Raw genomic sequence first — 21,627 nt, 5'->3', positions numbered from 1 at the left:
TCCGACGACCTTCGATTCCGAAAAGCGCCCTGCCCGCGGTAGCCAACATGCTGAAAATATTGGGAAAAGCCTCGTCCATCAACGTGCGTAAAGTGCTGTGGACATGCGCTGAACTGAATTTGCCTTTTGATCGCGAAGACTGGGGCAGCGGTTTCCGGCCCACGTCCGAACCGGAGTTCCTGGCGCGCAATCCCAATGCCATGGTGCCCGTGATCCAGGATGGCGACTTCGTGCTGTGGGAGTCGAACACCATCATCCGCTATCTGGCGGGTCAGTATCAGGGGCAACACCTGTATCCGGCCGAGCCGAAGCGGCGCGCGCGGGTGGATCAGTGGATGGATTGGCAGGCGACGGACCTGAACCGGTCGTGGAGCTACGCCTTCATGGCGCTGGCGCGGCAGTCGCCGGCGCACCGGGACGAGGCTGCCATCGAGGCGTCGTGCCGCGACTGGGCCCGGTTCATGGGGATTCTGGACCAGCGGCTGGCCGCCACCGGCGCTTATGTGGCCGGCGACGCGTTCACGCTGGCCGACATTCCGGTGGGGCTGTCCGTGAACCGCTGGTTCGAGACGCCCTTCGAAAAGCCGGCGCTGCCCGCCGTGGCGGCGTACTACGACCGGCTGGCGCAGCGCGAAGGCTACCGGCAGTACGGCCGCAACGGCACGGCTTGACCCTACTTCACGACGCCGCAAACGATACGTCCGCCTCCGCCGCCCAGCGGCTCGGGCTTGTCGCTGTAGTTGTCGCCGCCAGCGTGGATCATCAACGCCCGGCCCTTCACGTCAGCCAGCTTCAGGTGCGGCGCAAGCACGGTTTTCGTCGCGCTGCCATCGGCCGCGACGGTGAGGAACGGCAGGTCACCCTGATGTCCGTCGGTCGCCATCGGCCCCTTGTGCGCCTTGGTGCCCTTGGGATCCAGGTGCCCGCCCGCACCGCCGCCCGGCGCGGTCTTGCCGCTTACCGGGCCGGGCTCGCACGAGCCTTTCTCGTGCACATGAAAGCCGCGCTCGCCGGGCGGCAGGCCTTTCAGGTGGGGCGTGAATTGCAGCCCTTCCTTGGTGTCTTTCAGGGTGATGGTGCCGGCGCTCTTGCCGACGCCATCGGGCGTCAGGAACGACATCGAGACGTCTTCGGCCATCGCCGCGCTGGACGCGCCCGCCAATGCCAGCGCCGTGACAAGCATCGAGAATTTCTTCATGAATTGCCTCCTGGAAAGATGCCCGCAAGCTGCGGGCGGCCATCGGTAAGGCGCGCCTCGCGCAGCCGGCGGCGCAGATGAAGATAGCACCGGGGCCGGGCGGTCCGCCAGAAAACTTCGTTCCTGATACAAGGTTGTGACACGGTGTGGGGAAAGGCCGAAGACCCTGCCTAGCCGTTCACGATCAGGACCACCGCATGCAGCAGCACGCCGATCAGGCCGCCCACCAGCGTGCCGTTGAAGCGGATGTACTGCAGATCGCGCCCCACACTGAGTTCCAGCTCGTCGACCAGATGACGTTCGTCCCAGTTCTTGACGGTGCGCGAAATGTGCTCGGTGACACCAACACGCAACCGTCCGGTCAGACGCCGCGCGCCGCCCAGGATGTGGTTGTTGATGGCTTCTCGCAGGCCGGGGTCTTCGCCAAGCTTGCGCGCCAGCGCCAGCAGCGCGCTTTCCAGATGCGCGGCCAGCGCGGAATGTTCGTCCGCCAGGTCGCGCCGCAGCGCCGCATGGATGTCGTCCCACAGGCCTTGAACGTATTCCTGGACCTTGGGGTGGTCGATGGCGCGCTGCTTCAGGGCTTCGACCTGGCTGGCCAGCGCCGGGTCGGTCTTCAGGCGTTCGATGTAGTTCATCACCCACGCCTCGTAGTCGCGGCGCACGGGGTGGTCGGGCTCGGACAGCACGTCGCGCAGCTCTTCGACCAGCGCGCGCGCCAGGCGGTCGGCCAGGTTGTCGGCGATGTTGTCGACGGACTTGACCACGTCAACGGCGGCGATGATGCGCGGCCATTCCTTGCGGGCGAACTTCACGAGCAGGGTCGACGCGCGCTCCTTGACGTCTTCCTCGGCCAGGTAGCCGCCCAGCCGTTCCATCGCGGCGTCCAGCAGCTCCTGGTGCCGCCCGTCGCGGGTCAACAGGCCCATCACCTCGCCGGCGGTGCCCGCCGCATCCCAGCGGCGCAGATTGCTGACGACGAATTCCTGGATGACACCGCGCACGGCCCGATCGTCCAGCAGGTCCAGCGTCTGCAGCGCCACGCGCCGCGCCCCATCGCTCAGGGCGTGCGCCTGCGCGGGCCGGGCCAGCCAGCGGCTCAGCCGCGCGGCGGGATCGAAGACGCGCAGCTTTTCAATAAGGGTGTCGGGGTCCAGGAAGTGATCGCGCACGAAGATCGCCAGGCTGTCGCCGATGCGGTCCTTGTTGCTGGGGATGATGGCGGTATGCGGAATGGGCAGACCCATCGGCCGCCGGAACAGCGCAACCACGGCGAACCAGTCGGCCAACGCGCCAACGGTGGCTGCCTCGCAAAACGCCCGCACCCAGGCCCACGCGCCCTGCCCGCCCATGACGTGACTGGTGATGAAGCCGCTGACCATGGCGACCAGCAGCGCCAGCGCCCCGATCTTCATGCGGCGCAATTGCGCGCGCCGCGCATCGGCATCCAGCGCGGTGTGCGCGCCGGCGATTCGTTGGGGTTGGGTAGTGTCGGTCATGAAGGATCCGGTGATGCAAGCCCCGAGCATACCAATCGAAGGCGGCCCGGCCATTGCACCCGGACACCGCCATCCGCCCTACTCGCTCAGGAACTCCGACAACGCCTCCAACCCTTCGATATGATCGGCCACCACCTTCGCGATGAAGGCAATGGGCACGGACAGCAGCGTTCCCCAGATGCCCCACAGCCACGTGAAAAGCAGCAGCAGGATGAACACGGCCACGGCGTTCATCCGCGCGATGCGGCCAGACATCCAGGTGGTGACGACGACGCCCATCAACAACGCAATGGCGACGGAACTCATGGAGATGGCCAGTGCGGGACCGAGCTCACCGAACTGCACCAGTCCCGCGACGCCAGTGCCGACCGCCGTCATCAGCGGGCCGAAGTACGGGATGATGTGCAGCGCGCCCGCCACCACCGCCCAGGTCGCGGCGTTTTCCAGTCCCAACAGGCGGAAGGCGCCCCATGACAGCAGCCCCAGCGCCACATTGGTCACCAGCATCATCGCCATGTACATGTGGATCGAGTTGTTGATCTGGTCCAGCATGTGCACGCTGATCTTCTTTTGCGACAACGTCTTGCCGGCCATTTTGACGAACTTGCGCTTGAACGCGTTGCCCGACAGCAGCAGGAAAAACACGAGGAACACGCACATGGTGGCCTGCCCGACGAAGGTGGCCAGCCCCTTGGAGCCCCACAGCAGGATGTCGCTCAGCCCGCCGTCCGACTTGGCCACGACGACGCGACCGCCGGGCTTGGGCGCACCCGACTCCTGCAGGATGCTTGCTGCGTTGCGCAATTTCTCCATCATGGAGCCGTCGCCGCTCAAGAGGCCGCCCAGCGTGCGGGACAGCTTGCTGGATATCTCGGGGAGCGCATTGATGATGTCGGCGACCTGGTCCTGCGTGACGTAGACGACGCCCACGATCCCGACGGCAATGGCCGACATCACGATGACGGTGCCCAGCGAGCGCGGCACGCGATATCGCTCCATCAGGGCGACGACGGGATCCAGGGTATAGGCGACCACAATCGCCATCACCACCGGAACGATGAATTCCTGCCCCGCCTTCAGGCCAAACAACACGGCAAGGACAGTCAGCGTCACCAGACAGAAGCCGCTGACGCGCACGAGCGGCGTGGGCGACGGCGGCTTGATGAGGCCGGCGTCCTGCGCCGTGACTTTTTCCTCGGAAGGATCGGGCTTTGCCGCCGCCGGCTCGGCCTTTTTTTCGGCGGCCTCGGCCGCTACGGGTTCCGGGCCTTCCCTCTGCGGCGAAGTGACCACTGGCGTCGCGCTGTCCATCTTTCCCCTCACATCCGTTTTGCGAAGGCCGTCAGCAAGTTGCGTGCCCGGCAGGCTCAGCCGCTGCTGATTGCCAGCAGACCCGGCTCGCCGTCGTGCTGCCGCTGCGCCCGCTCCAGGATGAATTCAATGATCATTGTGAGCGCTCGCGGATGGTGGCGATTGGGCATGTACAGCATATACATGCCGCGCCCAAAAATGCTCAAGCGCCAGTCGGTCAGCGCGGGGACAAGCTCACCGCGCGCAATGTCCTCGTGCACCACATAATCCGGCACCACGCCGACGCCCAGGCCCGCGCGGATGGCGTCGCGCAGGAAGGCATAGTTGCGGGAAATGACGGTGGGTTCCAGGACGACATGCTGGCGGGGCTGGCCGCCGTAGTACGCCGACAGGCGCAGCGGCCGGCCGATCACGGCGGCGCTGATGACAGGCGTGCCGGCCAGGTCTTCGGGCCGCTGGGGAAGCCCGCGGCTTTCCGCGTAGTCCCTGGACGCACAGGCCACGTAGCGGACCTGGCCGAGTTCGCGCGCGACCAGATGCTGCGGCGGTTCGGACATGATGCGCACGGCAATGTCGACTTCGTCGCGCAGCAGGTCCTCGACGCTGTTTTCAAACAACACGTCCAGCACGATGTCGGGATAGGTTTTCTTGAACTCAAGCAGCCAGGGCGTCATCACGAACTGCCCGTAGCCGCTGGGCACGCTCAGGCGCACCTTGCCCTGCGGTGTCTTGCCCAGAGTTTCGATCGATTCGCGCGCGGCTGCGAGCTCATCCTGGATGCTGCGCCCGTGCTTGTACAGCTTCAGGCCGATCTCGGTGGGTTCCACGCGCCGCGTCGTGCGCCGCACCAGCTGCATGCCGACCGAACGCTCCAATTGGCTCAGGTGATAGCTGACGTTGGCGCGCGTCATCTTCAGGCGGCGCGCGGCTTCGCTGAGATTGCCCGCGTCCAGGATTTCGACCAGCAGGGTAAGGGATTTGGTGTCCATGGCGGCGCTCCTTGCCGTGCATTGTCAAATTTTCTTATCCGTAGTGTCAATTATCGATGTCATTGTCAAGACATCTTTGCTGCGAAAGAATAAAGCCATAAGAGACGGGCCACCCCTGGCCCGCCAAGGCTCCGTTCGCGCCAGGCGCCGGCGCACCGGCATGCCGGCGCGGCGCGCGAGCAGGAAGCATCATTGGAGACACTGTCCATGACAGACAGCGCAAGCACCGGCGCGGCCCAGACGCGCCGCTACGAAGACATTCTGGTCATCGTCATCGACCATCCCCCCGTGAATGCACTGAGCGCCGCCGTGCGTCGAGACCTGTCCGACGCCATCACACAGGCGCAGACGGACGCGCGGGTCCGCGCGATTCTGCTGATGGGCGCTGGCAAAAACTTTATCGCGGGCGCGGACATCCGCGAGTTCGGCAAGCCGCCGCAACCGCCCCTGCTGCCCGACCTATGCAACCAGATCGAAGCCAGCGCCAAGCCCGTCGTCGCGGCGCTGCACGGCGCCACCCTGGGCGGCGGGCTGGAGATTGCCTTGGCGGCGCACTATCGCGTGGCGCTGGCCACTGCCAAGCTGGGCCTGCCCGAAGTGAACCTGGGCCTGTTGCCCGGCGCGGGCGGCACGCAGCGTGCGCCGCGCCTGATGGGCGCACAGGCCGCGCTGGACCTGATGCTGACCGGCAAGCACTTGCCCGCCGAAGCCGCCCTGGCATCGGGGCTGGTCGACGCGCTGTCCACTGAGGAAGATCCGCTGGACGCAGGCCTTGCCTACACGCGCGAACTGCTGGCGCTGAACGCTGGCCCGCGCCGCACCCGTGATGCGGCCGAGGCTCTCTCAGACCGGCAAGCGCAACTGGCGGTGGTGGATGCCGCCGCCGAACGCGTCGCCGCTACCACCCGCGGCCTGTACTCGCCTGCAAAGATCGTCGACGCGGTGCGCGCAGCCATTGAACAGCCCTTCGACGAAGGCCTGCGCATCGAGCGTGCGCTGTTCCTGCAATGCCTGGACAGCCCGCAGCGCGCGGCGCTGGTCCACGCGTTTTTTGCCGAGCGCGAAACCGCCAAGATTCCCGAGCTGAAGGAAGCGCGCTCGCGCCGGCTTGAGCGCGTGGGCATCGTCGGCGGCGGCACGATGGGCGCGGGCATTGCCGTAGCTGTGCTCGATGCGGGCCTGCCGGTCGTGATGGTGGAACAGGACGAGGCCGCGCTGGCACGTGGCCGCGCGCGCGTCGAACAGGTGTACGACCTGCTGGTCAAGAAAGGCCGGATCACCGCCGACGACCGCGCAGCGCGCATGGCGCGCTACACCGGGGCCACCAGCTATGACGCGCTGGGCGAGGCCGACCTCATCATCGAAGCCGTGTTCGAGGACATGGCCGTCAAGCAGGCCGTCTTCGCGCAACTGGATCGCATTGCCAAGCCTGGCGCCGTGCTGGCCACCAACACCTCTTACCTGGATGTGGACCGCATCGCAGAAGCGACGCGCGGACCGGCCGACGTGTTGGGGCTGCACTTCTTCTCGCCGGCCAACATCATGAAGCTCATGGAGATCGTGGTCGGCCGCCACACCGCGCCGGACACCGTGGCAACCGGCTTCGAGCTGGCGCGACGGCTGCGCAAGATTCCCGTGCGCGCGGGCGTGTGCGATGGCTTCATCGGCAACCGCATCCTGGCCGTGCACCGGCAGGCGGCGGACATGATGATGGAGGATGGCGCCTCGCCTTATGACATCGACGCCGCCGTGCGCGCGTTTGGCTATCCGATGGGCCCGTACCAGATGGCCGATCTGGCCGGCGGAGACATCGGCTGGGCGACGCGCAAACGCCGCGCCGCCACCCGCGACCCGGCGCTGCGCTACGTGCAGATTCCTGACCGCCTCTGCGAGCGCGGCTGGTTTGGTCAGAAGACCGGCCGCGGCTTTTATCTGTACCCCGACGGCGCGCGCCAGGGCACGCCGGACCCGGAAGTGCTTGCCATCATCGACGAAGAACGCCGCCGCGCCGGCGTCACGCCGCGGCCGTTCACGCAGGAAGACATCCTGCGCCACTACCTGGCCGCGATGGTCAACGAAGCGGCGAACGTGCTGCACCAGGGCATCGCGCTGCGCCCGTCCGACATCGACGTCGTGTTCCTGTCCGGCTATGGCTTTCCGCGCCACCGCGGCGGCCCGATGCACTACGCCGACAGCGTGGGCCTGCAAAGCATTCTTGCCGACATCCGCAGCTATGCGAAGGAAGACCCCGCGTTTTGGAAGCCGTCGCCGCTGCTCGTGGAACTGGCCGAGTCCGGCCGCACCTTCGGCAGCCTGAACGCCGCCTGATCCGAATTCATCCTAGGAACCCTCATGCGTGAAGCCGTCATCGTTTCCACTGCCCGCACCCCCATCACCAAGGCGGGGCGCGGCGAATTCAACCTGATTGCCGGGCCCACGTTGGCCGCGCACGCCGTGCGCGCCGCCGTGGACCGCGCCGGCATCGACCCCGGGCTGATCGAAGACGCGTTCATCGGCTGCGGCTATCCGGAAGGCGCCACCGGCCGCAACATCGGCCGCCAGGCCGTGATCCGCGCGGAACTGCCCGTCAGCGTCGGCGGCGCCACCATCAACCGCTATTGCGCATCCGGCCTGCAGGCGATCGCGTCGGCCGCGAGCCGCATCGTGATGGACGGCGCACCCGCCGTGATTGCGGGCGGCGTCGAGCTGGTGTCGCAGATCCGCACTCGCGACGATGGCGTCAGCGGCATGGACCCGTGGATCGTCGCCAACAAGCCCGAGCTCTATCTGCCCATGATCGAGACCGCCGACATCGTGGCTGCCCGCTACGGCATCAGCCGCGAGGCGCAGGACCGCTTTGCCGCGCAAAGCCAGGCGCGCACCGAGGCCGCGCAAGCCGCGGGCCGCTACCGCGAGGAAATCATTCCGGTCACCACCACCATGTCCGTCACGGACCGCGCCACCGGCGCCGTCACCGAACGCGAAGTGACGGTGGACAGGGACACCTGCAACCGTCCCGGCACGACTTACGAGGCGCTGGCCGGCCTGGCGCCCGTGCGCGGCGAAGGCCAGTTCGTCACGGCGGGCAATGCCTCGCAGTTGTCGGACGGCGCGGCCGCCTGCGTGCTGATGGAAGCGGCCGAGGCGCAGCGCGCCGGCATCCGTCCGCTGGGCGCGTTTCGCGGCCTTGCCATCGCCGGCTGCGAGCCGGACGAAATGGGCATCGGCCCGGTCTACGCGGTGCCCAAGCTGCTGGCGCGCCACGGACTGAAAGTGCAGGACATCGACCTGTGGGAACTGAACGAGGCCTTTGCCTCGCAGGCCCTGTACTGCCAGGAAAAGCTGGGCATCCCCATGGACCGCCTGAACGTGGACGGCGGTTCCATTGCGCTGGGTCACCCCTTCGGCGTCACCGGCGCGCGGCTGGCTGGCCATGTCCTGATCGAAGGCCGCCGCCGCGGCGCCCGCTATGCCGTCGTCACGATGTGCATTGGTGGCGGCATGGGCGCGGCCGGCCTGTTTGAAATCTACTGAGAGACCCGCATGGATCTGGAATTCACCCCCGAAGAAATCGCCTTCCGCGACGAAGTGCGCGCCTTTCTGGACGCCAGGCTGCCCCGGCGTCTGGCGGACAAGGTTGGCGAAGGCAAGCTGCTGACGCGCGACGACATGGCCGAATGGCACGCGATCCTGAACGCGCAAGGCTGGCTGGCCACGCACTGGCCCGAGGAATACGGCGGCACCGGCTGGACGGCCGCGCAAAAGTACATTTTCGACAACGAATGCGCACTGGCCAACGCCCCGCGCATCGTGCCGTTCGGCCTGAGCATGCTGGGGCCCGTGCTGATCAAGTACGGCACCGAGGCGCAGCGCCGGTACTGGCTGCCGCGTATTCTCGACGGCTCGGACTGGTGGTGCCAGGGCTACTCCGAACCCGGCGCGGGCTCGGACCTGGCGTCGCTGAAAACCACCGCCGTGCGCGATGGCGACTGCTACGTCGTCAACGGACAGAAGACGTGGACCACGCTGGGCCAGTACGCCAACATGATCTTCTGCCTGGTGCGGACCTCGCAGGAAGGCCGGCGCCAGGAAGGCATCAGCTTTCTCCTGATCGACATGAACAGCCCGGGCATCGAAGTGCGCCCCATCATCACGCTGGACGGTGAACACGAAGTCAACGAGGTGTTCTTCTCTGACGTGCGCGTGCCCGTCGAAAACCTGGTGGGCGAGGAAAACCGCGGCTGGACGTGCGCCAAATATCTGCTGACCTATGAGCGCACCAACATTGCGGGCGTGGGCCAGTCCACGGCCGCGCTGGAACGCCTGAAGGCCGTGGCCGCGCGCCAGAAGCGGCATGGCCGCCCGCTGACCGAAGACCCGGATTTTGCCGCGCGGCTGGCGCGCGTCGAGATCGAGCTGGCCAACATGCGCACGACCAACCTGCGCGTGGTCGCGGCCGTGGCCGGCGGTGGCGCGCCCGGCGCGGAGAGTTCAATGCTGAAGATCCGCGGCACACAGATCCGCCAGGAGATCAGCGCCATGAACCGCCGCGCCATGGGCCCGTACGCACGCCCCTTCGTGCCCGAGGCGCTGCACGACGGCTACGATGCGCCGCCCATCGGCCCGGACGGCGCCAACAGCGCCGCAGCGCAGTACTTCAACAACCGCAAGCTGTCGATCTTCGGCGGCTCCAATGAAATCCAGAAGAACATCATCTCCAAGATGATCCTGGGACTGTAAGGGCTGGCCATGAATTTCGAACATACCGAAGACCGGCGCATGCTCTCGGACATGCTGCGCCGCTTTGTCGCCGAGCAATACGACTTTGCCACCCGCATGCGCCATGCCGAATCGCCGCAGGGGTACAGCGCCGAGTTCTGGCAACGCTACGCAGAGCTGGGCGCCATCGGCGCGCTGTTCACCGAGGCGGACGGCGGGCTGGGCGGCGCGGGCTTTGACATCTCTGTCGTCTTTGAAGCGCTGGGCCGCGGCATGGTCGTGGAACCCTTCCTGGATGCGGTGATGGTGGGCAGCGCGATCGCATCAAAGGGCACGCCGGATCAGCGCGAGGCATTGGAAGGCCTGATCGCCGGCAGCTTGACCGCCGCGCTGGCCCACGCCGAGCCGCAATCCGGGTACGACCTCAACCAGGTGCAGGCGCGTGCGCAACGCAGCGCCGACGGCTGGGTGCTCAATGGCACCAAGGCCGTCGTCTACGCGGGCGAACACGCGGATCTCTTCCTGGTGTCGGCGCGCACGTCGGGCGCTGATGACGATGAGGCCGGCATCAGCCTCTTTCTGGTGACCAAGGCCACGCCCGGCCTGAGCCTGCGGGGCTACGGACTGATCGACGGCGGGCGCGCCGCGGAGCTTGTGCTGGACAACGTGCAGCTTGGACCCGGCGCGTTGCTGGGCGAAGCGGACGCCGGTTACCCGCTGCTGGAGCGCGCCGTGGGACGCGGCATCCTGGCGCTGTGCGCCGAGGCCGTCGGCGCCATGGACTGCGCGCGCGATGCCACGCTGGAATACCTGCGCACGCGCCGCCAGTTTGGCGCACCGCTCGGCAGCTTCCAGGCCTTGCAGCACCGCATGGCCGACGTGCTGCTGGAGATCGAACAGGCGCGCTCGGCCGTCATCAACGCGGCCGCCGCCGTCGACCATCCCGACCGTGTCACGCGCGAACGCGCGCTGTCGGCCGCCAAGGTCACCATCGGGCGCATCGGCACGCTGGTGGCCGAAGAATGCATCCAGCTGCATGGCGGCATCGGCATGACCTGGGAGTTGCCGCTGGCGCACTACGCCAAGCGCCTGGTCATGATCGACCATCAGTTGGGCGACGAAGACCACCACCTGCGCCGCTACATTGCGCTGGGGCAGGCATGAACGCGGACGCACGGCCATGATCGAATCCCGTTCCGCCACTCTCTCCCGTCCCTTCGCCGCGCCGTTCCCGGTGCGCACCGCAGAGGACGTCCAGCGGCTGCAGGCGCGGCCGCTGGAAGAAACGCTGACGGTGCAGAGCACCTACGAAATTTTCTGCAATTCCGCGGCCGCGTTCGGTGAACGGCGCGCGCTGACCTTCCTGCGCAGCGCGGATCCCGCCGACGACGCCATCAGCTGGACCTATCAGGACCTGCTGGCCGGCATCCACCAGACCGCCAACCTGCTGCACAGCCTGGGCATCCGGGAAGGCGACGCCGTGGGCGTGCTACTGCCCGGCTGCCTGGAGTACCACCTTGCCCTCTGGGGCGGCGAGGCGGCCGGCATTGTTCAACCGCTCAATCCGCTGCTCACCGAAGACAAGCTGGCATCGCTGATGACGACGGCCGGCGCCAAGGCGCTGATCGCCTATGGATCCGACGTGGAGTGCGGCTCGTGGTCCAAGGCGCTGCGTCTGATGGAGCGCGTGCCGACCCTGAAGTCGCTGTTGCGCGTAGCGCCGTGGCATGAAGCCGAAGCGGACCGCCCCGCGCTGCCGGACTTCGCGCTGGATTTCAATGTCGCGCGCGCGGCCCAGCCTTCCGACCGGCTGGTCAGCGAACGCGTCATCCGCGCCAGCGACGTGGCGGCTTACTTCCACACGGGCGGCACCACGGGCGCGCCCAAGCTGGCGATCCACACGCACGCCAATCAGGTGTTTTCCGCCTGGGCGGCCGTGCAACTGCAAAACGCAGGTCCCGGCGATGTGGTCATCAATGGCTATCCGCTGTTTCATGTGGCGGGCGTGCTGCCGGCATCGCTGGCGGCGTTGTCGTCCGGCGTCGAAACCGTCATTCCCACCACCCTGCTGCTGCGCAACCGCGACGTGCTGCGCAATTACTGGCGCCTTGTCGAAAAGCACCGCGCGACCTCCCTGCAGGGCGTGCCGACCATCCTGGCCGCGTTGGCGGAGGTGCCGTTGGCCGGCGCCGACATTTCATCGCTCCGTTACTGCCGCACCGGCGCCGCGCCCCTGCCCGCCGAGCTGGCCGCGCGCTTCAAGCGCCTCTTCGGCCTGCACGTCAGCGAAAGCTTGGGCATGACCGAAATGGCGGGCATCACCTCGATCTCGCCCCCCGGCTGCGAATTCCCCGTCAACTGCGTGGGGTTCCCGCTGCCGTATGTGCAAATCCGCATCGTCAGCCTGGACATGCCCGCGGGCCAGCCCGCGCGCGATCTGCCGCCCGGCACGCCGGGCATGGTGCTGATCAAGGCGCCGAACGTCATCCCCGGTTTTCTGGACCCCGACGACACCGCGCGCGCCTTCACCGAAGACGGCTGGCTCATCAGCGGCGACGTCGGCCTGATGGATGCCGAAGGCCGCCTGCATCTGCAGGGCCGCGCCAAGGATCTGATCATCCGAGGCGGCCACAACATCGACCCCAAGACCATCGAGGACGCGCTTGCCAGACACCCGGCGGTGCAGCTTTGCGCGGCAGTCGGCGCCCCCGATGCCTACGCGGGCGAATTGCCCATCGCCTTCGTCACGCTGGCCGAAGGCAGCGAGGTGACCGAGGCGGAATTGGTGGCTTACGCCGCTGAGCACGTGGACGAAGGCCCCGCACGGCCCAAGCGGGTCGTCGTGCTGGAGACCATGCCGATGACAAACGTGGGCAAGATCTACAAACCCGATTTGCGCCGCCTGGCGACCGCCGTGTCGGTCGAGGCCGTGGTGGCGCGCACCCTGCAAGCGGCTGGCCGCGCGCAAGATGATCCCGTCTTCCGCGTGCTGGCCGATGCGCAACCGGATGTCGCCGTAGAAGCCGGCGCCGGTGCGCCCGCGCCGCTGAAAGCCCAACTGCGCGAAGCGCTGTCCCGGCTGCCCGTCAAGGTCGACTTGCGCGACTGACTGGCCGCCCATAACAACCATCAGGCAAACCACCAGGAGACAAACAATATGAACCGACTTCCCCTGCGACGCGCTGTCCTCGCCGCCCTGACGCTCACGCTGGCAAGCGCCGCGTTGCCCTTTTCCGCCAGCGCCCAGACGGACTTTCCCACCAAGCCCATCACCCTGATCGTGCCCTTCCCGGCCGGCGGCTCCACCGACCGCCACCTGCGGATCGTGGCGCAGGACGCCTCGAAACACCTGGGCCAGCCCGTCATCGTGGAAAACCGGCCAGGCGCCGGCGGCACGCTGGGCACGGCGACCATGGCCAAGACGGCCAAACCGGACGGCTACACCATCGCCCTGTATACGCTAGCGATGCTCCGCATGCCCTACATGCAGAAAAGCAGCTGGGATCCGATCAACGATTTCACCTTCATCCTGGGCCTGTCGGGCTACACCTTCGGCTTCACGGTGCGCTCCGATTCGCCGTACAAGACCTTCAACGAATACATCGAGGCGGCGCGCAAGGCGCCCGGCAAGATCGATTACGGCTCCACCGGCATCGGCTCGTCGCCGCACCTGATCATCGAAGAGATCGCCATCAACGCCAACGTCAAGCTCAACCACGTGCCGTTCAAGGGCAACGCCGACATGCAGCAGGCGCTGCTGGGCGGCCATGTCATGGCACAGAGCGACGCCACCGGCTGGGACCAGTTCGTCGATTCCGGCAAGATGCGCCTGCTGGTCACCTTTGGCGAAAAGCGCACCACGCGCTGGCCTGACGTGCCGACCGCGCAAGAGCTGGGCTACAAGGTTGTGTCCACGTCGCCGTATGGTCTGGCCGGTCCGAAGGGCATGGACCCGGCGGTCGTGAAGATCCTGCATGACGCGTTCAAGAAGGCGCTGTTCGACCAGGCCAGCATGGACGTCATGAAGCAGCTCAATCAGGAACCGGCCTACCGCAGCAGCGAGGACTACAAGGCCTGGGCGCAGGCCACCTTCGTCAAGGAAAAGGCATTGATCGAAAACCTGGGGCTGATGGCCAAGTAGCGGCCAAGCTGGCGGGACGAGCAAGTGGGACGGACGCCGGGAGGACAGGGGCAGGCCGGCAGGCGCTGGTGCCCCGGTCCCCCCGCAGCGCGCAGCCCCGCACCCTTAGCGTGCAGCGTGCAGACAGATTTTGTATGCAAGAAATGTCTGCCGTCCCGGCCGCCTTTTGTTAGACTGGCTGCCCGACGATTTCCCGCTACCGGCAGCCCTGCCGCGCCTCATGAATCAGGACGTCCAGCCAGACCCCAGCGCCGACGACATCGCCCAGGAAGTGTCCGCCGCCATCGTGGCGCACAAGCTTCCGCCCGGCACCCGGCTGCGCGAGGAGGCCCTGGCCCGGGTCTACAAGGTCAGCCGCACCAAGATCCGCGCCGCGCTCCTGATGCTGTCCAAGGACAAGCTCATCAACATCGTTCCGGACAAGGGGGCCTTCGTCAGCAAGCCCGACGCGAACGAGGCGCGCGAGGTCTACGCCGTGCGGCGCATCCTGGAAGCGGCATTGGCCCGGGAGTTCGTGGCCTGCGCCAAGACCGCCGACTTCCGCCGCATCGATGCGCATCTGGCCGAGGAACGCCGGGCCCTGGAAAGCGGCGACGTGCAGGCGAGAAACCGGTTGCTCAGCCAGTTCCACATCCTGCTTGCCGAAACCGTGGGCAACTCGGTGCTGACCGGCATGCTGCGCGAATTGTCGGCGCGCAGCGCGGTGATCACCGTGCTGTATCAAAGCTCTCACGACGCCAATTGCTCGTCCCGCGAGCATCACGCCTTCATCGAGGCGGCGCGCGCCGGCGACGCCGATCGCGCCTGCGCCCTGATGGACGAACACCTGGAACACGTGCTGGCCGCGCTGGATTTCAGCGGTGACCGGCAGGCGGGCAGCGATCTGGTCGCCGCGCTGCTGAGCTGAGACGCGGCTGAGCTGGCGTGCTGCGCACCTGAGACGCGGCTGGCCTGACGCGCTTTCCGCTCCGCAGCGCTATCCCGCCCGCAGCAATTGCTCCATGCGCTGCTGAAGCCAGCGCTCCGTCTCGTTCAACACGGCCCCTTGCAGCCACAACGTGCGCACGGACAGCATCGGCAACGCCAGTTCCGCGCACGGCACCGGCGTCAGCGTGGTGCTGAAGCTCTCGTATTCCGCGATATTCAACGGCAGGATCGCAAAGCCCAGACCGTCGGCCACCATGCCCGCGATGCTGTAGAAGCTGTCGGTGCGCCACACCGTGGGACTGAGCACCATGTCCTCCACGCCTTCCATCTGCATGACCAGCTGGCGGTGCCGCGCCAAGTCTTCGCGCGACACCTGCGGCAGCGCAGCCAGCGGATGGCCAGACGCCACGAAGATCCCTTGCGCCACGTTGCCCAGCGAACGGTGCGCAAAGTCGCTGCCGGGGTCGCCTCGGTCGAAGTGGAACGCGATGCTGGCCCGGCCCTGCCGCACGTAATCGGCGACCTCGGTCGCGGTGCCGTTCAACTGCGTCAGCTCAAGCGCCGGGAATCGCTCGGCCAGTTCCAGCGCCAGCGCGCCTAGCACCAGATACGGCAAGGCCTCGTCCAGCGCAATCGACAGTCGCGCCTCCTGGCCTCCGGCAAACGCCAGCGCGCGCTGCGACAGCCCGCCCGCTTGGCGCAGCAGTTCTTTCGCTTCCAGCAGCATCACCTCGCCGGCCGGCGTCAGCACCGCGTTGCGGCGCGACCGGTCAAAGAGTTCCACGCCCAGATCCGCCTCCAGCAGGCCCACCGCCGTACTGACCGCGGACTGGGCGCGGCCGATGCGGCGCGCCGCCGCCGAGAACGACTCGGCCTCCGCCGCCGCCACGAATTGCCGTAGTTGGTCCAAGGTCCATTGCATGGTGTGCTCCTTTCAATCCATCGATTTTATAGATGCAATCCAACTTTTTATGGCGGATATGTAGATGGATAATGCCAGCCCGTGATCCCAAGCGCGAACGCCGCGACTGGAAACACGGTCTTCATAGGAGTAGAACCATGCAGCGGACTCATTCGAACGCTGTCGCCGCGGCCACCCCCGGCCGCTGGCTGGTGCTGGCCATCGTGTCCAGCGCCTTGCTGCTGATCGTCGTCGACATGACGGTCCTGTACACCGCCCTGCCGCGGCTCACCCACGAACTGGGCGTCACCGCATCCGCCAAGCTGTGGATCGTGAACGTATATGCGTTGGTCGTGTCCGGCCTGTTGCTGGGCATGGGCACGCTGGGCGACCGGCTGGGCCACAAGCGCCTTTTCATGATGGGGCTGGCCGTATTCGGCGCGGCGTCGCTCGCCGCCGCCTATTCGCCCGGCGCGGTCGTCCTGATCGCGGCGCGTGCGTTGCTGGGTGTGGGCGCGGCGATGATGATGCCCGCCACGCTGTCCATCCTGCGCCTGGCGTTTGCCGACGAGCGTGAGCGCGCCGTGGCGATTGGCGTCTGGGCGTCGGTCGCTTCGGGCGGCGCCGCGCTCGGACCCGTCGTGGGCGGCCTGCTGCTGGAGCATTTCTGGTGGGGCTCGGTGTTTCTCATCAACGTCCCCATCGTGCTGCTGGCGTTGCCGCTGGCCTGGCGGTTCATCCCGGCAAGCCAGCCCGACGCATCGCGGCCGTGGGATCTGGTCGGCTCCTTGCAGGTGATGGCGGGCATGATCCTGTGCGCCTACGCGCTCAAGGAACTGGGGCGTGCGTCGCCGTCCTGGCTGCACGCCATCGTGGCCTGCGCGGCGGGCGCCGCCATGCTGGCCGTTTTCGTGCGCCGTCAGCGGCGGCGGCCCTATCCGCTGATCGACTTCGCCATCTTCCGCAACGCGTCCTTCAGTTCGGCCGTGGCCGCCGCCTTGTTTGCCGCCGCGGCACTGCTGGGGATGGAGCTGGTGTTCAGCCAACGCTTGCAACTGGTGCTGGGCATGTCGCCCATCCAGTCCGCGCTGTTCATCCTGCCGCTGCCGCTGGCCGCCTTTGTCGCCGGGCCGCTCGCGGGTCTTTTGCTCGGGCGCGTGGGCAGCCGGCGCATGCTGTTTCTGTCGCTGCTGGTGTCAGGCGCGGGCATGGGCGGGTACCTCCTGACCTACGATGCGGCGGTCATCCCGCAGATGATCAGCTTGTGCGTGCTGGGACTGGGCATCGGCGCCACCATGACGGCCGCGTCCAGCACCATCATGCAAAGCGCCACGCCCGAACGCGCGGGCATGGCCGCGTCAATCGAGGAAGTCTCATATGAACTGGGCGGCGCGCTGGGCGTGACGCTGATGGGTTCGATCCTGTCGGGCGTGTATGCGCAGTCGCTGTCCGTGCCCGCGGGGGTGGCAGCGACCGGCGCCGCACGTGACAGCCTGGACGAGGCGCTCGTCGTCGCCGAAAGCCTGCCCGCGGAGCTCGCGGCGACGCTGACCGAGATGGCACGTGGCGCCTTCGAGACAGGCTACGCGGCGGTGATCGCCACCGCCACGATCATGCTGCTGGGCACTGCCGCGTTCGTGCTGCTGAACCGCGCCCGCCGGGCGATTCAGCCGGGCTGAAATCCCGGGACGCGGCGGGAGCGGTCTGCCTGCGTGCGGGCGCACTGCCTGTACCGATCAGCCGTTGCGGAATGCGTGGTCCATGTCCGCGATCAGGTCTTCCTCGTGTTCCAGGCCGATCGACACCCGGATCAAGCCTTCGGACACGCCCGCGGCATCTCGCTCCGCCGCGGGCACGCCGGAATGCGTGGTCGACGCCGGATGGCACACCAGCGTCTCCGTGCCGCCCAGGCTGACGGCCGAACGGAACAGATGCAGCGCATTGATGAAGCGGAAGGCGCGCTCGCGGCCGCCGTCCAGCACGAAGGCGAACGTCGAACCCGGCCCGGTGCATTGCCGCTTGTACACCTCCTGGTAGGCGCGATCGGCGATCAGTTCCGGATGGAATACCTGCACCTTTTCGTGCGGATTGCCCGCCAGCCATTCCGCCACGCGGGTTGCCGTGCGTGCCGCCTGCTTCATGCGCAGGACCACCGTTTCCATCGACCGCGTGATCATCCAGCAAGAATGCGGATCCAGTTGCGACCCGAAGGCGCTGCGGATCGCGCGCACCTTCTTGATGAGCTCCTTGCTGCCGGTGACCGCCCCCGCCACCAGATCGCTATGGCCGCCAACGTACTTGGTCAGCGAATACACCGACAAATCCACCCCGTGCTCCGCCGGCTTCTGGAAGATCGGCCCGAGCAGCGTGTTGTCGCACACCGAGATCGGCCGGTAGCCGTGGCGCGTTTCGAACGCGTCCAGCTCGTTTTTCATGGCCTCGAAATCGAACAGCGCGTTGGTCGGATTGGCGGGCGTTTCGACATAGAAAAGCTTTACCGGCCCCTTGGCTGCGGCCTCTTCCAGCGCGGTGCGCATGTTGCGCGGCGACAGCCCGTCTGCCACGGGATGCGAACCCACGCCCCACTCCGGAAAGATCTTGCCGATCAGCATCTCGGTGCCGCCATAGAGCGGCACCGATTGCACCAGCTGGTCGCCCGGCCGCAGAAACGCCATCAGCACTGCGCTGATCGCAGACATGCCGCTGGAAGTGACGGCGGCATCCTGCGAACCGTCCAGCAGCGAGAGCCGGTCTTCCACGATTTCCAGGTTCGGATGGTTGAACCGGCTGTACACCAGCCCCGCCGTCTCGCCCTGCGGCAAGGGCTTGCGGCCCGACACCAAGTCAAAGAACGCCGCGCCGTCCTCGGCGGTGCGGAACGCGAAGGTGGACGTCAGAAACACCGGCGGCTTGACCGCCCCCTCGGACAGATAGGGATCGTAGCCATAGGACATCATCTGCGTCTCGGCATGCAAGGGGCGGCCGAAGATGTCCTTCTTGTGATAGCTCGAGTAAGTCATGGTGTGCCTCATTCTGGTGTTCCAGCCGACCGGGCGGGCGCGTCACGCATCTTCCAGACAATAACGCCGAGGCGCGAGGGAGATATTGCAGGTTGTGACGTGCGCGCAGGCAGCAGCCGAAGCATTTCCGAGAGGCGGCGCCCGGCCTCAGTCCACCGTTGCCCCAGATAGCTTCACCAGCTTGGCCCACTTGTCGATTTCCTGGTCCAGGAAGGCCTTGAACTCCGCAGGCGACTGGCTCGTGGGCGCGGAACCCTGATCCAGCAGCACCTTGCGGAACGCCGGGTCTTGCGTCACCGACTTCAGGGCCCGGGCGAGCCCATCGACGACGGCGGGCGGGGTGCCGGCCGGCACGAACACACCGTTCCACAGCGAGACGTCGAATCCAGGCAGCGCTTCACCCACCGCCGGCACATCGGGCAGGCGCGGCGAGCGCTCCGGGGTGGTCACGCCCAATGCGCGCAGCTTGCCGCTTTCCAGGTACGACAGCACTTCCACCAACGGTGAAAACACCGCCTGCACCTGGCCGCCCATCAGGTCCACGTTCGCCGGCGCCCCGCCCTTGTACGCCACATGGACCATGTCGCCCTTGGCCATCGCGTTGAACAGCGCGCCGGACAGATGCGAGGCCGACCCGTTGCCCGCGGAACCGTAGTTCACCGGCGCGTCCTTCTTCTGAACCAGCGTGATGAACTCCGTGAGCGACTTGGCCGGCACGTTGTTGTTCACGGTCAGCACGTTTGGAATGGACGCGATCTGCGACACGGGAATCAGGTCACGGCGCAGGTCAAAGCCCAAGTTCTTGTACAGCGTCACGTTGGTGGCGATCGTGCTGGTGGCCAGCAGCAGCGTGTAGCCGTCGGGCGTGGCGCGCGCCGCCACGCTCGATCCCAGGTTGCTGCCCGCCCCCGCGCGGTTCTCCACGACCACCTGTTGCTTGAGTTGCCGGGACAGATGTTCGGCGAGCAGCCGCGCGGTCGCATCCGTGCTGCCGCCGGCCGCAAAAGGAACGATCATCGTGATGGCCTTGCGGGTCGGCCAGTCGGCGCCCGCGTCGGGCTGAGCCGCGTGCGCTGCCGGGGCGCCCGCGCCAAGACAGGCGCCCAAGGCAAGGGCGATGATTGCGCGTGAAGTCATGGTTGTCTCCTTGATTGGAATAAGCACGGCCGATCCGGGCGTCGCGTCGTCTGCGCAACTACCCGAAGGCCGGTGAAGGGTGCGGCTGACGCCGCGAGCGGACTGCTATTGCGGTGTGACCACGACGGTGCCCGCGTCGGCATCCACGTCCAGCCAATCGCCCGTGGCGATGGCCTTGGTCGGGTCTTCGTCCAGCCCGGCCACGACAGGAATGGCGCCGATGATCGCCCCGATCGTCGTGATAGGTTCCGGCGTCACCTGCACGAACGCCAGTGGCGCCGTTCCGCGCGAGACCATGTCGTAGATCTTGTAGGAGCCGCCGGTCGATCCCTTGCCGGTCAGAAACACAAGCACCTTGCCGGCGATGTTCACGCCTTCCAGCTCGTGCCCGGGTTCCGTGACGATGCCCGTCATGTTGTCGACGCCGCCGTTGAAGCTGATCGCCTCTGCCGTCACGACGGCCTGTCCGCTGGTCTTGCCCTTGACAATCTTGCGCCCGGTGAGGATGCGTTTGGCTTGGATCATGGCTTACCTCCAGACGCCGCTGACGGCGGCCTGCATGACGCGATCGAGATTGCCGTAATGGGTGGGCAGTCCGAACTGACCGGGGGCATAGAACGCCATCTTGGCGGAGTTGGTGGTCAACGTCCGATAGCCCTTCGCCGGCGCGATCACGCGGCTGCGCGCCAGGAATGGGCACGTTTCCCGCACGACCGTCCCGCCCGCGTCCTTGATCGTCTGGATGTACCCCATGCGCTCGGCCATGGCATACATGGCGCCGGCCGTGGTGACCCACAACGCGACCTCCGGGTGCACGCTTTTGCCTTCCAGCGCCTCGGCCACCTCGCGGATCTCCTGCACCGAGGCATTCGGACAGCCCACCAGAATCCAGTCCACGTGATCCGAGGGCTCCTTGTTCAGCGCCGCCTCGGCCTTCTTCTTTTCGGCGTCGTCAAACACCAGCACTTTTTCAGGCGCGTTGCCGCCGAAGGCCGCCTCAAGCGTGGGCGCTTCGGGCGTGACGCCGACCGCATGGAACATGCTCACCGCACCGGAAGCCGCCAACGCGGCGCTCAGCGCCTTCAACTGCTCCAGCGTAGGATCGGAAGGAATGCCCGTGAAGACCGGCGTGTCCTGCCCGGCGATGCGGCCGGCAAAGTAGCCCAACGTGCCGTAATCGGTCATGTCGTCGAGCGTGGTCTCGACCTTGACCAGCAGTTTTCCGTAGCGGTTCTCCGTCAGGTGAAATCCGTACTCCGGCGTGCGTCCGGTCAGCGCCGTTGCCAGGCCGCTGGGGCCCCCCTCACGATTTGTGCGCGCGCCGCACACCGAATTGGCGTACACCACGGCCGACGACTCGCCCCAGGCCATGTGCTCGCCGAAGCGCGGGCTGTTGCCGACCAGATAGGGAATACAGGTGTTGCAGGTGTTGGCGCCCATGCCGGCGTAGGCGTCCGTCAGGCGCGTCTGCAGCGCGCTGTCCGATTCGGGGATGCCGATCTCGCGCCACTGCACCGGGTCGACCGCCGTCGGGTTCGTCGTCACCCGGGTGACGAACGTGCCGCCCTGCCGCTTGATGTCTTCGACAAAACGCGTGCCGGCTTCCTCCGCGACGAGGACGGACGAACCCGCCATATGAACGTTGCTGACCTGCAGCAGGCGCTTGGCGCCAAAGCTCTCGCCTAACGCCACCAGGATTTCCATGGCCTTCTGCACGGCTGGTCCCTTGCCGCCCGTCAGCATCGCCGACTCTTCTTCCGTAAGAAACATATGTACGCCTCCAAT

At 66.8% G+C, this 21,627-nt stretch carries 18 protein-coding genes; 9 read left to right on the top strand and 9 right to left on the bottom strand.

Translation table 11 applies throughout. The features are described 5' to 3' along the window. Positions 1-47 precede the first annotated feature (47 nt). Complete coding sequence (locus AC6CIE_RS04220) at positions 48-671, top strand: glutathione S-transferase family protein (protein WP_498091289.1); 624 nt, start codon at positions 48-50, stop codon at positions 669-671. A 2-nt stretch (positions 672-673) separates the two neighbouring features. On the opposite strand, the gene sodC is transcribed toward AC6CIE_RS04220, so the two are convergent. The 4 genes from sodC to AC6CIE_RS04200 form a co-directional block, all read right to left on the bottom strand. Next, positions 674-1,198 carry a superoxide dismutase [Cu-Zn] SodC gene (gene sodC / locus AC6CIE_RS04215; RefSeq protein WP_286936996.1) on the bottom strand — a complete coding sequence of 175 codons (525 nt, stop codon included), beginning with the start codon at positions 1,196-1,198 and terminating at the stop codon, positions 674-676. 170 nt (positions 1,199-1,368) lie between these two features. After that, a complete protein-coding gene (locus AC6CIE_RS04210; protein WP_286936998.1) occupies positions 1,369-2,697 on the bottom strand; it encodes a DUF445 domain-containing protein in 1,329 nt (442 codons plus the stop codon). A gap of 78 nt (positions 2,698-2,775) precedes the next feature. After that, entirely contained in the window at positions 2,776-4,008 is a 1,233-nt protein-coding gene (locus tag AC6CIE_RS04205) for an AI-2E family transporter (RefSeq protein ID WP_498091287.1), read from the bottom strand. Between the two features lie 56 nt (positions 4,009-4,064). Further along, positions 4,065-4,997: a LysR family transcriptional regulator gene (locus tag AC6CIE_RS04200; RefSeq protein ID WP_498091285.1), complete on the bottom strand. Its 933-nt coding sequence runs from the start codon at positions 4,995-4,997 to the stop codon at positions 4,065-4,067. Positions 4,998-5,204: 207 nt separating this feature from the next. Here AC6CIE_RS04200 and AC6CIE_RS04195 point away from each other — a divergent pair, with 207 nt between their 5' ends. The 7 genes from AC6CIE_RS04195 to AC6CIE_RS04165 all read left to right on the top strand — a co-directional run bounded on the left by AC6CIE_RS04195 (position 5,205) and on the right by AC6CIE_RS04165 (position 14,764). Further along, positions 5,205-7,325 (top strand): 3-hydroxyacyl-CoA dehydrogenase NAD-binding domain-containing protein, encoded by a 2,121-nt coding sequence (locus tag AC6CIE_RS04195; RefSeq protein WP_498091284.1) that lies wholly within the window; start codon positions 5,205-5,207, stop codon positions 7,323-7,325. 24 nt (positions 7,326-7,349) lie between these two features. Continuing rightward, entirely contained in the window at positions 7,350-8,531 is a 1,182-nt protein-coding gene (locus AC6CIE_RS04190; protein WP_498091282.1) for an acetyl-CoA C-acyltransferase, read from the top strand. A gap of 9 nt (positions 8,532-8,540) precedes the next feature. Beyond that, on the top strand, positions 8,541-9,737 hold the full coding sequence (locus AC6CIE_RS04185) for an acyl-CoA dehydrogenase family protein (RefSeq protein ID WP_498091281.1): 1,197 nt from the start codon (positions 8,541-8,543) through the stop codon (positions 9,735-9,737). Positions 9,738-9,746: 9 nt separating this feature from the next. After that, positions 9,747-10,880, top strand: a complete 1,134-nt coding sequence (locus tag AC6CIE_RS04180; protein ID WP_498091279.1) for an acyl-CoA dehydrogenase family protein — start codon at positions 9,747-9,749, stop codon at positions 10,878-10,880. 16 nt (positions 10,881-10,896) lie between these two features. Further along, positions 10,897-12,825 carry an acyl-CoA synthetase gene (locus AC6CIE_RS04175; RefSeq protein ID WP_498091277.1) on the top strand — a complete coding sequence of 643 codons (1,929 nt, stop codon included), beginning with the start codon at positions 10,897-10,899 and terminating at the stop codon, positions 12,823-12,825. Positions 12,826-12,873: 48 nt separating this feature from the next. Beyond that, a complete protein-coding gene (locus tag AC6CIE_RS04170) occupies positions 12,874-13,857 on the top strand; it encodes a tripartite tricarboxylate transporter substrate binding protein (RefSeq protein WP_175136258.1) in 984 nt (327 codons plus the stop codon). A 220-nt stretch (positions 13,858-14,077) separates the two neighbouring features. Beyond that, on the top strand, positions 14,078-14,764 hold the full coding sequence (locus AC6CIE_RS04165) for a GntR family transcriptional regulator (RefSeq protein WP_218344152.1): 687 nt from the start codon (positions 14,078-14,080) through the stop codon (positions 14,762-14,764). Positions 14,765-14,833: 69 nt separating this feature from the next. Here the strand turns inward: AC6CIE_RS04165 and AC6CIE_RS04160 are convergent, their stop codons facing one another. Beyond that, complete coding sequence (locus AC6CIE_RS04160) at positions 14,834-15,706, bottom strand: LysR family transcriptional regulator (RefSeq protein WP_498091275.1); 873 nt, start codon at positions 15,704-15,706, stop codon at positions 14,834-14,836. Positions 15,707-15,843: 137 nt separating this feature from the next. On the opposite strand from AC6CIE_RS04160, the gene AC6CIE_RS04155 reads away from it, so the two are divergent. After that, positions 15,844-17,364 (top strand): MFS transporter, encoded by a 1,521-nt coding sequence (locus AC6CIE_RS04155; RefSeq protein WP_498091273.1) that lies wholly within the window; start codon positions 15,844-15,846, stop codon positions 17,362-17,364. Positions 17,365-17,421: 57 nt separating this feature from the next. Here AC6CIE_RS04155 and AC6CIE_RS04150 read toward each other — a convergent pair whose 3' ends face one another. The 4 genes from AC6CIE_RS04150 to AC6CIE_RS04135 all read right to left on the bottom strand — a co-directional run bounded on the left by AC6CIE_RS04150 (position 17,422) and on the right by AC6CIE_RS04135 (position 21,612). Continuing rightward, on the bottom strand, positions 17,422-18,705 hold the full coding sequence (locus tag AC6CIE_RS04150; RefSeq protein WP_498091271.1) for a cystathionine gamma-synthase family protein: 1,284 nt from the start codon (positions 18,703-18,705) through the stop codon (positions 17,422-17,424). A gap of 147 nt (positions 18,706-18,852) precedes the next feature. Beyond that, complete coding sequence (locus tag AC6CIE_RS04145) at positions 18,853-19,842, bottom strand: Bug family tripartite tricarboxylate transporter substrate binding protein (protein WP_498091269.1); 990 nt, start codon at positions 19,840-19,842, stop codon at positions 18,853-18,855. Positions 19,843-19,947: 105 nt separating this feature from the next. After that, the gene (locus AC6CIE_RS04140) at positions 19,948-20,367 is read right to left on the bottom strand and encodes an aconitase X swivel domain-containing protein (RefSeq protein WP_218344156.1); all 420 of its coding nucleotides are present in this window, start codon (positions 20,365-20,367) and stop codon (positions 19,948-19,950) included. A gap of 3 nt (positions 20,368-20,370) precedes the next feature. Continuing rightward, the gene (locus tag AC6CIE_RS04135) at positions 20,371-21,612 is read right to left on the bottom strand and encodes an aconitase X (protein ID WP_218344157.1); all 1,242 of its coding nucleotides are present in this window, start codon (positions 21,610-21,612) and stop codon (positions 20,371-20,373) included. Between the last annotated feature and the right edge of the window lie 15 nt (positions 21,613-21,627).

Source organism: Achromobacter sp. GQ309 (assembly GCF_059759315.1).
The sequence above is the reverse complement of the archived record's forward strand: the minus strand, read 5'-3'. Positions and strand labels throughout refer to the sequence as shown.